The 12,979-nt window shown below is 66.1% G+C and carries 9 protein-coding genes; 3 read left to right on the forward strand and 6 right to left on the reverse strand.

Going from position 1 to position 12,979, the window contains the following annotated elements:
• Positions 1 to 117: 117 nt before the first annotated feature.
• Together H7A19_03530 and H7A19_03535 are read left to right on the forward strand one after the other, a co-directional pair.
• A complete protein-coding gene (locus H7A19_03530) occupies positions 118 to 885 on the forward strand; it encodes a sel1 repeat family protein (protein MCP5473892.1) in 768 nt (255 codons plus the stop codon).
• A 132-nt stretch (positions 886 to 1,017) separates the two neighbouring features.
• A complete protein-coding gene (locus tag H7A19_03535; GenBank protein ID MCP5473893.1) occupies positions 1,018 to 3,120 on the forward strand; it encodes a hypothetical protein in 2,103 nt (700 codons plus the stop codon).
• A 349-nt stretch (positions 3,121 to 3,469) separates the two neighbouring features.
• On the opposite strand, the gene H7A19_03540 is transcribed toward H7A19_03535, so the two are convergent.
• The 3 genes from H7A19_03540 to H7A19_03550 all read right to left on the reverse strand — a co-directional run bounded on the left by H7A19_03540 (position 3,470) and on the right by H7A19_03550 (position 7,162).
• Positions 3,470 to 4,846, reverse strand: a complete 1,377-nt coding sequence (locus H7A19_03540; GenBank protein ID MCP5473894.1) for an FAD-binding protein — start codon at positions 4,844 to 4,846, stop codon at positions 3,470 to 3,472.
• Positions 4,840 to 5,190, reverse strand: coding sequence for a YraN family protein (locus tag H7A19_03545; protein MCP5473895.1), 351 nt, complete (start codon positions 5,188 to 5,190; stop codon positions 4,840 to 4,842). The genes H7A19_03540 and H7A19_03545 overlap by 7 nt, the downstream gene beginning before the upstream one ends.
• Positions 5,191 to 5,350: 160 nt before the next feature.
• Positions 5,351 to 7,162 (reverse strand): penicillin-binding protein activator, encoded by a 1,812-nt coding sequence (locus tag H7A19_03550; protein MCP5473896.1) that lies wholly within the window; start codon positions 7,160 to 7,162, stop codon positions 5,351 to 5,353.
• A gap of 61 nt (positions 7,163 to 7,223) precedes the next feature.
• Here H7A19_03550 and rsmI point away from each other — a divergent pair, with 61 nt between their 5' ends.
• Positions 7,224 to 8,057, forward strand: a complete 834-nt coding sequence (gene rsmI, locus H7A19_03555; GenBank protein MCP5473897.1) for a 16S rRNA (cytidine(1402)-2'-O)-methyltransferase — start codon at positions 7,224 to 7,226, stop codon at positions 8,055 to 8,057.
• Between the two features lie 462 nt (positions 8,058 to 8,519).
• On the opposite strand, the gene H7A19_03560 is transcribed toward rsmI, so the two are convergent.
• From H7A19_03560 to H7A19_03570, 3 genes are all read right to left on the reverse strand, one after another.
• Positions 8,520 to 9,296 carry a hypothetical protein gene (locus H7A19_03560; protein ID MCP5473898.1) on the reverse strand — a complete coding sequence of 259 codons (777 nt, stop codon included), beginning with the start codon at positions 9,294 to 9,296 and terminating at the stop codon, positions 8,520 to 8,522.
• 185 nt (positions 9,297 to 9,481) lie between these two features.
• On the reverse strand, positions 9,482 to 10,540 hold the full coding sequence (locus H7A19_03565; protein MCP5473899.1) for a metal-dependent hydrolase: 1,059 nt from the start codon (positions 10,538 to 10,540) through the stop codon (positions 9,482 to 9,484).
• A gap of 56 nt (positions 10,541 to 10,596) precedes the next feature.
• The gene (locus H7A19_03570; GenBank protein MCP5473900.1) at positions 10,597 to 12,885 is read right to left on the reverse strand and encodes an NADP-dependent malic enzyme; all 2,289 of its coding nucleotides are present in this window, start codon (positions 12,883 to 12,885) and stop codon (positions 10,597 to 10,599) included.
• Positions 12,886 to 12,979 lie beyond the last annotated feature (94 nt).

Consider the following 12,979-nt stretch of genomic DNA (forward strand, 5'->3'; position numbering starts at 1 on the left):
TCCTCGTGCTCCCCGCCCCTAAAATCAACATGAACGCTGCTTAAACATCGCCCAAACGCGCAGTCGCAGGGATAGGCTTCATCCAACCGCCCGAAACGGTCAGACGAGGACTCCGAGATGAATTCCAGACTGCTCTTGATTTCCCTGGCGACTGGCTTGGCGCTCTGCGCCACCAGTGTCTCCGCCACCGAGGTGTTCCAGCCGCGCAAGGTGGAATCCGATCTATGGCAATCGCCCCACTTCCGCCGCGCGCACCCGGATCTGAAGCATCGTCTGCAAGGTCAGGCGCACCTGGAAGATGGTCGCGCCAAGCAGGCAGTGACCGAGTTTCAGCAAGCGGCGCGCTGGGGAGACAAGTTGTCGCAGGCGATGCTGGCCGAGCTCTATTGGCAGGGTGAAGGCGTGAAACAGGATCGTGCCCGGGCCTATGCCTGGATGGATCTCGCAGCAGAACGCCAGTTTGTCGCCTTTGTGGCCAAGCGCGAGCGATTCTGGTCCGAGCTCGACGCCAACGAGCGTGAGCGGGCTCTGGCGATCGGCCAGGAACTCTATGCCAGCATGGGCGATGAGCGGGCTCTGCCCCGTCTGAACAAGCATCTGCGCAAGGAACGCTCCAGCACCGGCAGCCGGTTGGGATACGGCGGCAACGGCAGCGTGATCCTGCCTACCGCTGGCGGCGGTTCCGTCGACATCTATGCGCGCTCGGCCTCGGGCATGCTGGGCATGGTCGGCGCAGCGGGCGGCCGCCAGATTCCGATGACCGCCTATTACGCCAGGCAGTACTGGCAGACCGAGGCCTATCTGGACTGGCAATCCGATCAGCTGGAACTGGCGCGTCGGGGCATCGTCCGGGTTGGTGCCGTGGAAGACAGCTTGCCCGACTGAGCTGATCACCGACTGGCGCAGGGCGAGCCATTCGCCAGTCGGCTGCTATCGCACGGAAAATGGGGCTATCCTGTCGGCGCTCCGCGGTGAGCGCCGATGCCGGTGCCCATGCCTGCGGCTGAGGAGTGTGCGATGGCCGTTCGCCTTGTGCTCGCGCTGTTGTGTCTGCCGCTCGCCGGGCTCCTGCCTGCCCAGTCTGTTCCGGTCTTCAGCGACTCCCTGCAAAGCGGCTTTGCCGACTACTCCTTCGGCGCGCCGGCGCCGAATTTCGCCAACCCGGCGCCGGTGCAGTCGGGCGCCGCTTCCATCGCCTTCACCGGCAATGACTTCAATGCCATCGGCATGGCCAACATCAATGTGGATTATTCCACGGTCGCCTATCCGACCATCCGACTGTACGTGCACGGCGGCGCCAGCGGCGGACAGCAGCTTCGCATCTATCTGCAGACCACCGATGCCGGCGGCAACAGCACGCCGGTGGCCGATGCTGAACTCGACAGCTACATCAGCGGTGGCGCCATTGCCGCCAACGAGTGGCGCGAAGTGCTGGTGCAGATCACCCAGCCACCGCTCAGCTACAGCGGCAGCTTTGACCGCATCGATCTGCAATCGGATATCGCCGGAACCCAGCCGGTGTTGTATGTGGACAGCATCAGTCTGGAACCCCCGTCGGGTGGCGGCGGCAATCTGCTGTTCGCCAATGGCTTTGAAGGGGGCGGCATCCCGCCGCCGCCGGCCAGCGCGCTGCAGATCGAGCGTGATCAGATGGTCGGCGGCCTGCTCGGCGATCGCTACACCTGGCGCGATCATAACGATCAGCCGCGGGTGGCGGTGCTGGCCCACAACGACGGCCAGGTTGGGCCCCAGGGGCAGCGTGGTGGCGAGCTCTGGGAGTATCGATATCAGACGCCCGGCGGCACCCGCATCGTTCGCGCCACCAACCAGTTTGCCGGCGGTTTCGGCTATGTGGTCAGCCACCGCGCCGAGGGCACCACCGGGATCGGTGGCAATGACGATTCGCCGCTGGGGCATGGCTTCAGCGGACAGTTCGAGCGCGTCTTCGAAGGCCGTCATCACGCCATCCTGCGCTTTACCCAGCGCTATCCGCGCTATTCGCGGACCACCGCGAATCCGCCCAATACCCAGTATCAGGTCCCGGTCACCATCGAGTGGGTCATCGCGAATGGCCGCGATCATCCGCTGTGGGCGATGACCTGGGATCTGACCGGTGCGCTGCCCAATGCCGTGCCGGTGGATGCCCTGGAAGACGACACCCGGGCGCCTTATGGCGAGATGCTGTTCGACGGCAGTGCCAACATGGCGGCGCACAGTGTCATCGCCGGGGTCGGCTGGGGCGATCGTTACAAGTTTGCGTCCACCGGCAATCCGGTCACCTTCGACAGCCAATGGACCTGGAATCAGCCCAACACCGTGCCCTATGTGAAACTCTGGACCACAGCCATCGATGCCACCATGGGCACCGTGCAGACCCAGACCATCACCCAGCAGGATGCTGGCGGATATTTCGGCACCGATCGCTGGAACAGCACCAGCGCCGCCGGACTGGCATGCACCGTGTTCGGCAACAACTACCGCATGCCCTGCGATTTCAACTGGCCTTACCAGTCGATCAACTATTCGCTGTTCGGCGCCAGCAGCACCAACAACACCCGGTTGGCCTGGGGCGCCAACTTCGGCTGGCTCGGTCAGCAGAGCTACTTCGTGCACGGCAGCGCCTTTTACGGCGGCCCGCTGGCCAATGCCACCGCCAGCGGTTGGCCGCGCAAGAGCTACGCCACCTGGGTGGTGCTCGATCGTCACAGCCTGGACCCGGTCGGCACCCAGGTAGCCGAACTGGAAACGGTACAGAACACCGTAGTCACCGCCACCATCGGCAGCGTCAACACCAACGGCCCCGCTGGCGTCGCCCGACCCGACACGGTCAACTACAGTCCCGCCGGCTGGAATCACGTCCGCGGCGCCTGGGCCTTCAGCGCCAGCGGCAACAGCCTCGACGCCAACTTCGCGCTGGCCGGTGGCAGTTTGATCCGGCCGCTGATCATCGTGAGCAACTGGACTGCGGCCGGCTTCCCCAGCGTGGTGCGATTCAACGGCGCCGTGCTGGCCCTGGATGTGGACTATCTACCCTCCTTGCGACCCGGCTCGAATGAGCTGTGGATCACGCTGGGCCGCAATCTGAACGGCGCTGGCAATCGCCTGGAGATCCTGCCTTGAGCGGACTCGTTCCGGGATGGAGCAAGCTTCCTGTTACCACAGCAACGGTGTAACAGGCCTTTGTAGTGCCGAGCTTGCTCGAGCTTGCTCGGCAGGGTCTACGGCTCTTGCACGTCCAGACTCGTCTGGACGCTCTCACCACCCAGGCAAAGCCAAAGCCCAGCCAGAGCAGCGGAGCAAGCTCCGCTCTACCAAAGCGTCGGTGTATGAGGCTGTTGTAGTGCCGAGCTTGCTCGGCAGGAATTGGGGCCTTTTCTGCGCTGCCGGAAGAGCCAAAGCCTGGCAGAAGCAGCGGAGCAAGCTCCGCTCTACCGGAGCAACAGCGCGCAAGAACAACCAGCAACCAGCCCTAGGGCGGCAACACCTTGCCGGGATTGAGAATCCCGTGCGGGTCGAACTGGGCCTTGATCGCGCGCATCAGGTTCAGGGTTTCGGCCGGCATCGCCCGTGGCAGAAAGTCGCGCTTGTCGATGCCGATGCCGTGTTCGCCCGAGAGCGTGCCATCGAGGGAAATCACCAGATCGAAGACCGCGCTGAGGCAGTCGCGGGCGCGGCTCTCGGCATCACCAGCGGCGGGATCGTAGAGCAGGTTGACGTGCAGATTGCCGTTGCCGGCGTGGCCGAAGCACACGATCAGGGTGTCGTACTTCTCGCTGAGTTGCTGCAGCCCACGGGTCAGCGCCGGCAGCCGCGTCACCGGCACCACCACGTCCTCGTTGATCTTGCGCGGCGCCAGCGAGCGCAAGATCGGCGAGAGCGCCTTGCGCGCCGCCCACAGCTCCTGCTGTTCGGTCTCGTCGCCGGCTTGTCGTAGCTCCACACAACCCGGGCCCTGCGCGGCGGCGGCAATCGCTGCCACGGTGTAGGCGAGCGCCGCTCGGGAACCATCGGCTTCGATCAGCAGCAAGGCTTGTGCCGATTCAGGCAAGGCCAGGCCGGCCCGCTGGCGCACCAGTTTGATTGCCCTGGCATCCATGAACTCCAGTGCCGAGGGTGTGGCGGCCTGTGCCATCAGCCGCGACACCGCCGCAGCGGCACTGTCGATGGAATCGTAGAGCGCACGCAGTCCGGCGCGCGCCTGCGGCAGCGGCGTCAGCTTGAGCGTGGCCTGGGTGATCAGGCCGAGCGTGCCCTCGGAACCCACCAGCAAGCGTGTCAGGTCATAGGCCACGGCGCCCTTGCTGGTGAAACTGCCGCAGACGATCAGCTCACCACTGCCGGAAACAAAGCGCAGACCGAGGATATTGTCCCTGCAGGCGCCGTACTTCACGGTGCGCGGTCCGCCGGCATTGCAGGCCAGATTGCCGCCGACGGTCGAGTAGGGCGCGCTGGTGGGGTCCGGCGGCCAGAAGAAACCATGTTCGGCCAGGGCCCGCTGCAGATCGCCATTGATCAGGCCGGGCTCGACCTGGGCGTAGCGGTCACCCGGGGCGATATGGACGATGCGCTGCATGCGCTCGAAACAGAGCACCACGCTGGGCCTCAGGGGCACCGCGGCGCCGGTGGTCGCGGTGCCGCGGCCGCGAGCGACGATCGGCAAGCGCTCGGCGGCACAGGCTCGCACCAGGGCCTGCACCTGGGCCTCGCTGTCCGGCAAGGCCACCGCCAGCACCGGGCCCTGGCGTTTGGAATTGTCGTAGCCGTAGACCGCGCAGCTGGCGGCATCGCTGAGCAGCGCTGTTGTCGGCAGCGCATCGCGCAAAGTCTGCGGGAGAGGCTTCACCAGCCCGATCCATCCAGCACGAAGGCATTGCGCACCCAGCGCAGGTCACCGGCGCCGAGCGCCACGACATCGAAGCGACTGGGCCTGCGTGCATATCGCGGATGATCCGCCAGGAACTGGCGAGCAGCGGCGATCAGCCGCCTCTGTTTGCTGGTCGAAACGCTGTCGATGCCATCGCCGTGACTGCCCGCGGCGCGGAAGCGCACTTCCACGAAGACCACGCAATCGCCTTCGGTCATGACCAGATCCAGCTCGCCACCGCGAGCCAGGAAATTGCGTGCCAACAGCTTCAGACCAGCGGCCTGCAGATGCGTCAGAGCCTCCGACTCCGCGGCCGCCCCAACCACGCCGGTGCCCGCTTTTTCGCGCCCTCGTGCCCTCGCGCCCTCGCGCCCTCGTGCTCCCGTGCCCTCGCGCCCTCGCGCCTCACCGCCCTCGTGCCCTCGCACGTTTCCCAGCAAGGTCACGAGGCGGGCGCGCCAGCGGTCAGCCAGGGCCTGGAGCACTTCAGTCCACCGGCCTCGGACTGGCGCCGGTGTAGCGCGCCCAGCCCGGTTCACGGCGGATGCGGCCGTTGGGATCGGCGCTGAGCGCGCCGGTGGCACCGATCACCGGCCGCCCCGGATTGCGTTCCAGCCATTCCAGATGCGGCAGCAGGCGGTAGGCGTCCATGCCGAAGGCAAACAGGCGGGCAGCCGGACCGGATGCCGTCTTCAGCGCCACCAGGTCCGAGCGGCTCGGAATCGAGCGTTCATTGGTGGCACCCAGCAACCATGGCACCTCGCTGAATTCCACGCCGTCGAGGTCGACATCATCGCTGCTGTTGCTGCCGCCATAGATGGCGCTGGTGGCCAGGATCGGGAAGCGGGTGGCTTCCAGGCTCTTCAGCTGCGGCAACAACACCCGGGCCTGGGCGTTGCGGGCGAACAGGAAGATGGCGTCGACATCGGCCCGCGGCGTGGGATCCATCTTCAGGTCGGCTCCCAGCATGCCGCGCAGGAACTGCAGGCGGGCCTGGCTCTGCTCGATGCCAGTGAGCTTGCGGATTTCGTTCGACTGATCGGCGGCCGAAGGGTCGTACTCAGTCTGACCGGCAACCACGCCGCCTTGGGCGCGCAGGCGCTCGCCGAAGGCGGCTGCAGCACGCTGGCCAACTTCGTCTCTGGGCACCAGCACCAGGGCGCGACGCAAACCGCGCTGAATCATGCGATCGGCCGCGGACGCGGCCTCTTCTTCCGGCAGCAGGGCGAACTGCAGGCTGCCCGGCGGCGGCAGTGCCGGCGCATCGGCATAGTTCAGGGCCAGCGTCGGCACCCGGGTGACATCGCTCTGGAACAGGGCAGTCACCGCTTCGCGCGAAATCGGTCCGAGCACCCGCTCGGCGCCGTCATCGAGGGCCTGCTGGTAGGCGGCCATGGTTTCCTCCACGGTGTTGCCGCTGTCGTAGACCCGCAGCGCCGGCCGTGGATTGGGGTCGGCGAAATAAGCGGCGAAGATGCCCTCGCGCACGGCGCGTGCAGCCGCTGCCAGCGAGCCCCCATTCGGCAGCAGCACGGCCACACGGCCGTAGGTGGCGCGTTCGATATTATTGAGCACGATGGCGGGCGCTTGTGCTTCCAGCGGCCGGGTGGCGGCGATGTCGCTGGCGTAACTGCCACCATTGCCGCGTGCCTCAGCCTGGGCCCTGGCGCCGGCCAACAGCCAGGTGTAGAGCGGATCATTGCGGTCGGCCTGTCGCAGGCGCAGGCGCAACTCGTCTTCCGGCAGGGTGCCGACCAGGGCGCGAATCTCGGCCGCATTGGCGGCCTTGTCGGGGCCATCGGCCAGCAAACGATCCAGCGAGACCCGATCGGCAATGGCCTCGAGCACCTGCTCTTGCTGGGCATGCGCACGTGCCCGCAGCTCGTACAGGCGCGGCGCCCGATCTTCAGGCAAACGCCCGTCTGGCACTGCCAACAGTGCCAGTGCACCGGCGGCATCGCCCTGCGCCAGCGCCAGCTCGGCCTGCAACAGATCCATGCGCATCAGATCGTCGGGCGGCAGCTTGCGGCGATCAATGCCGTCGAGCAATGCCCTCATGGCCTGATCATCGCCCTCTTCGCGATAGGCTTCGGCTGCCCGCACCTGATAGCGGGCGCGGTCACCGCGATTGGCCTTGGCCAGTTCCAGCCAGGCCTGCGCCGCGGAGCGGAATTCGCCCTGCAGATACAGGGTCTGCGCGTCCATTTCGCTCGGCAGATCAGCCCGCCGGACGGCCGTGGGCTGGCAAGCGACCAGGGTGATGGTCAGAGCCATCAGCAGGAATGATCGGGGCAACATCGGCATCATGAGCAAAGCGCTATCGTGCGGTATGAACCTCGCATCATAGCTTGGGGGAAAGATGACCAGTGTTACTGCGCCGTCGACGCTCTATGTCGTGGCCACGCCGATCGGAAATCTCGGCGATTTCTCGCCTCGCGCCCGGGAAGTTCTGGACGCGGTCGATGCCATCCTGGTGGAGGACACTCGCCAGAGCGGCGTGCTGCTGCGCCATGCCGGCATCGCCAAACCGATGCTGGCCGTGCACGAGCACAACGAGGGCGAGCGTGCCCAGGCACTGGTCCAGCGTTTGCGCGAAGGCCAGCGACTGGCGCTGATCTCCGATGCCGGTACGCCGCTGATCAGCGACCCCGGCTATCGACTGGTAGCCGCCGTGCGCGCCGCCGGATTCGCGGTATCGCCCATTCCCGGGGCCTGCGCGCTGATCGCCGCGCTGTCGGTGTCAGGCCTGCCCACCGACCGCTTCAGCTTCGAGGGCTTTCTGCCGGCCAAGGCCGGCGAGCGCCTGACCCGGCTGCAGGCGGTCGCCGCCGATAGCCGCACCCTGATCTACTACGAAGCGCCGCATCGCATCGCCGACACCCTGGCGGCAGCGGTACAGGCCTTCGGCGCCGACCGCCGGGCCGTCATTGGCCGCGAGCTGACCAAGCGTTTCGAGACCGTGCTCGACGGCAGCCTCGCCGACCTGCAGGCCCGGGTGCTGGCCGACGCCGACCAGCAGCGTGGCGAGATCGTGCTCATCATCGCCGGCGCACCGGCCCAGGATGATGCTGCACGTATCGCCGAAGGCAAGCGCCTGTATGCGCTGCTGGCCGAGGAACTGCCGCCCTCGCGTGCCGCCAGAATTGCCGCCGCCTACACCGGCGCACCGAAGCGTGCGCTGTATGGGGGATAGCGGAGGAGAGGGGCGCGGAATCCGGGGCATGGGGCACGGGAAGAGCTCACACCTGGGCCTCATTGCGAGCCACCTGTGTCGGCCTGAAACTGCCCACGGGCCATGAACCCCCGGCGTCATTGCGAGCGTAGCGAAGCAATCCAGGGATGTGCGGCGCTACCCTGGATTGCTTCGTCGCTGCGCTCCTCGCAATGACGCCGGCTCTTGTAGGCCCAGACTTGTCTGGACGCTCTTGGCGACATGCTGAAAAAGCGTCGAGACAAGTCTGGACCTACAAGAGCCAGAAGCGCGTAGCCTTTTCCCGTGCCCCGTGCCCGTGCCCCGTGCCCCGTGCCCCGTGCCCCGTGCCCCGTGCCCCGTGCCCCGTGCCCCGTGCCCCGTGCCCCGTGCCCCGTGCCATCTGCAAACCAGAAAGGCGCCGCATTGCTGCGGCGCCTTTGTGTCAACCATGGAACGATGGGCTTACCAGGGATCGGGTACGAAGCCCGGGAAGGGGCGGGCGTCGCCGCGGCCGGCGTAGTAGCGCGGGACTCGCGGCATGATCCCGGCGGCGATCAGATTGCGACGGCTGTCGTACCAGATCGCGCTGATTTCACTGGGCTGGGAGCTGGCGCGGACGAACTCGGTGCTCTGGGCGTAGGACCATTCGCGCTCGCCGTGGCCGGTTCCAAGACGCTTTTCGCCTTCTTGACGATAGCCTTCCTGTGCGCGACCGCTTGCAGCCTGATCGCTGGCAGAGGGGGCGGACGGGGCGCTCTTCGAAATCTCGTAGGGCTCCTGGTATTGCGGGGTGAAGCGGCGCTCGTTGTAGACCGCGACGCCGATCACGCCGACATTGTCGGGTCGTCCGGTGCGGGCGGCATAGCTTTCCGGCAGCGGCGCGAAGTTGAAAGCGGCGATTTCGCTCATGTTCTTGCGCCAGCCGTTGATCGTCGTGCTCTGCCAGGGCCCGAGCACATAGCCGGATTGCTGCGGATTGGCGGTCTGGCCGGTGACGACATTGACGCCGTCGACCGAGACCACAGCCAGGACGCGTTCGCCGGTGCGATTGGTCAGGCGAATGGCATAGCGGTGTCCGGGCTCGCCGGCGGCGTACATCTGACCGTCGTGACGGATCAGCGGGATGCTGCGATTGAGGGTGCGATCCTCGAGCGTGACGTCGACTCGCTGCGCCAGAACAAAGGTCGGCAACACAGCGGCTGCGAGGGCAAACAGTGATACGAGCTTACGCGGGGTCATGGCCGTCTCCTGCGGCTGGGGTTCACTGACTGAAACGCCCCAGGGCGGAGAGTGGGGTTAAACGCTCGAAGCTGTTCAGTTGCGGCGAACACTTCATGGGCGCCCTGCCAAGCAAGCTCGGCACGACAACAGCCTCGTACACCGCGGCTTGGGTAGAGCGGAACTTGCTCCGCTGCTTCTCGGGTTTAGCGGGCGGGCACTTCCGCCTCTGCGCCTTCGCCGAGCACCACATCCGGCGGTTCCATGGCTTGCCCTGGCGTGACCATGCGATTGACCAGCCAGCCGAGTGCGCGACCCACCGGTCGCAGCGGCGGCGCGGCCTCGCTGATGATCGGCGCCCAGCTTTGCCCTTCGCGGCGGGCGATGGCAAAACTGAAGACGTACGCGGGCTCGGAACCCATGCGCAGATCGGTGACTCGAATCTCGTCATCGAGTTCGCGTACGGCGTAATAGCCGTGGGTGAACCAGCGCAGGCGCTCGAAGGCCCACTGGCCGGTCAGGGAGGGGGTCAGGTGGTCGGCGCTGGGAAAGCGCCGCCAGGGCCCGGGCCGGTGATCGGCCAGCAAGGAGTAATAGGCCTCGCGATAGCCGCCGGGTTCGCGCACCAGGATGCGCCAGAGCACGGTATTGAAGGCGCTAGGCAGTGCCACCAGCTGGGCCTCCGGACCGAGTTTTCTGCCGAGATCGGCGCGCGCGTGCGCTGCGATGTGGGCCTGGGCGAGGGCGCTCCAGCCGAGGTAGGCACTGGACAGCGCCAGCGCAACGGGCAGCGAGCGTCCGGCGCCCACGCTCAGGGGTCGTCGCGCCACCCAGATCATCGCGATCAGCAGCGGCAGGGTGTACAGCGGATCGATGATGAAGATGCTGCCGACCCCGACTGGCGTGTTGTCCAGCGGCCACCACAGCTGCGTGCCGTAGATGGTCATGGCGTCCAGCAAGGGATGGGTGATCAGCGCCAACCAGAAGGCCAGCAGCCAGCGGCCCGGTGTCTGGGACAGGTGAGGATCAAGGCGTCGGGCCAGCCACCAAAGCAATGGCGCCAGCACGCTCAACACGATCAGCGAGTGGCTGTAGCTGCGGTGATAGGTGAAGTCGGCCACGGCATTGCCATAGCCGACCAGCACGTCCAGATCCGGCAGGGTGCCCAGCGCTGCGCCATAGACCAGCGCCCGGCGACGCTGGCCCGGCGGCACCAGCGCTGCGGCCAGCGTGCCGCCGAGCACGATCTGGGTGAGTGAATCCAAGGCTGTCTGGTCCCGTCATGAAGTGGATCAATGGCTGAATGGTGCAGCGCCGGGTGTCAGCCTTCCGTGAGCTGCCTGGCTCGCACCTGGGCCTCGACCACCGCCAGCGCGGTCATGTTGACCACGCGCCGCACCGTCGCCGAATTGGTCAGCACGTAGCAGGGTTTCTTCAATCCCATGACGATCGGGCCCAGGGACACGCCGCCAGTCAGCACGCGCACCATGTTGAAGGTGATGTTGGCGGCATCCAGGGTCGGGAACACGAACATGTTGGCCTGACCGGTCAGGCGCGAGTTCGGAAAGATCCGCTCGCGGATGGTCGAATCCAGGGCGGCGTCGGCATGCATCTCGCCCTCGACCTCCAGATCGGGAGCGCGTTCGCGCAGCAAATCCAGCACCTGGCGCATCTTGCGGCTGCTGGGGCTGTCCTCACTGCCGAAATTCGAGTGCGACAGCAATGCCACCTTGGCGGTGATGCCGAAGACCTTCAGACGCTCGACGGCCATGATCGTCGCCGTGGCCAGTTCGTGGGCGCTGGGATCGAGATTGACGTAGGTGTCGAGGAAGAAGAAGGTGCCGCGATCGCAGGCAATGGCGCTCATCGCCGCCGGGGCTTCGATGTCGCCTTCCAGGCCAATGATGTCCTGGCAGTACTCGAGCTTGCGCTGGAAGCGTCCGACCACGCCGCCAATCATGGCGTCGACCTCGCCGCGCTCAACCATCAGCGCGCCGATCACGGTGCTGCGCGAGCGCACCACGGCCTTGGCCGCGGCCGGGGATACGCCGCGACGCTCCATCAAACGATGGTAGTGCTGCCAGTATTCCGGGAAGCGCGGATCGGAATCGATGTTGGTGACGTCGAAATGCTCGCCGGGCTTGATCCACAGGCCCAGCCTTTCGATGCGCTGTTCGATCACCGCCGGGCGCCCGATCAGCGTCGGTCGGGCAAAGCCCTCGTCGACGATCGCCTGCACGGCGCGCAGCATGACTTCCTCTTCGCCCTCGGCGAAGGCCACTCGCTTGGGCTCGCGCCGGGCGGCATCGAACACCGGCTTCATCATCAGCCCGGTGCGGAAGATGAACTGGTTCAGCTGCTGCCGGTACAGCGTCATGTCCTCGATGGGACGCACGGCAACGCCCGAATCCATGGCCGCCTGGGCCACGGCGGGCGCCAGGCGCACCAGCAGACGCGGGTCGAAAGGCTGCGGGATCAGGCAATCACGACCGAAACTGCGCATTTCGCCACCGTAAGCCGCTGCGGCCACATCCGAAGCGCCTTCGCGCGCCAGTTTGGCGATGGCGTGCACGCAGGCCAGCTTCATTGGCTCGGTGATGGTCGTGGCACCCACATCCAGCGCACCGCGGAAGATGTAGGGGAAGCACAGGGCGTTGTTGACCTGGTTGGGATAGTCCGATCGGCCGGTGGCCATGATCGCGTCCGGGCGTACCGCCAGCGCATCTTCGGGCAGGATTTCGGGATTGGGATTGGCCAACGCCAGAATGATCGGATTGGCGGCCATGGTCTTGACCATGTCCTGCTTGAGCACACCGCCGGCCGACAGCCCGAGGAACACATCGGCGCCATTGACGATCTCGGCCAGCGTGCGCAACTCGGTGTCGCGGGCATAGCGAGCCTTGTCGGCATCCATGTCCTCGGCGCGGCCCTTGTAGACCACGCCGCTGCGATCGGTAACCAGGATGTTCTCGGGTTTCATGCCCAGCTGAACCAGCATGTCCAGGCAGGCAATGCCGGCCGCGCCTGCGCCCGAGACCGCCAGCTTGACCTCGGAAATCTCCTTGCCGACCACATGCAGGGCATTGACGACCGCCGCGCCGACGATGATCGCGGTGCCGTGCTGATCATCGTGAAACACCGGAATCTTCATGCGATCGCGCAGCTTGCGCTCGACGATGAAGCACTCCGGCGCCTTGATGTCTTCGAGGTTGATGCCGCCGAAGGTCGGTTCCAGGCTGGCGATGATGTCGACCAGCTTGTCCGGATCGCGCTCATCGATCTCGATATCGAAGACGTCGATGCCGGCGAACTTCTGGAACAGCACGCCCTTGCCTTCCATGACCGGCTTGGCAGCCAGCGGACCGATGGCACCCAGACCCAGTACAGCCGTGCCGTTGGTGATCACGGCCACCAGATTGCCGCGGGCGGTGACGGTGGAGGCCTCTCGCGGGTCGTCGACGATCACCTCACAGGCTGCCGCCACGCCCGGCGAGTAGGCCAGGGACAGATCGCGCTGGGTGGTCAGGGCCTTGGTCGGGGTGACCTTGATCTTGCCCGGAGGATGCTGGCGGTGGTACTCGAGCGCACTTTGCTTGAGCTGGTCCGAGATCGACATGCTGAGCACCCATGGTGACGAGAGACCGGCGAGAATAACACCGGCCTCGCGACGCTCCGGAGACGGGTGCTCGGGCTGATCGATTCAG

Source organism: Rhodanobacteraceae bacterium (genome assembly GCA_024234055.1).
Taxonomy (GTDB): domain Bacteria; phylum Pseudomonadota; class Gammaproteobacteria; order Xanthomonadales; family SZUA-5; genus JADKFD01.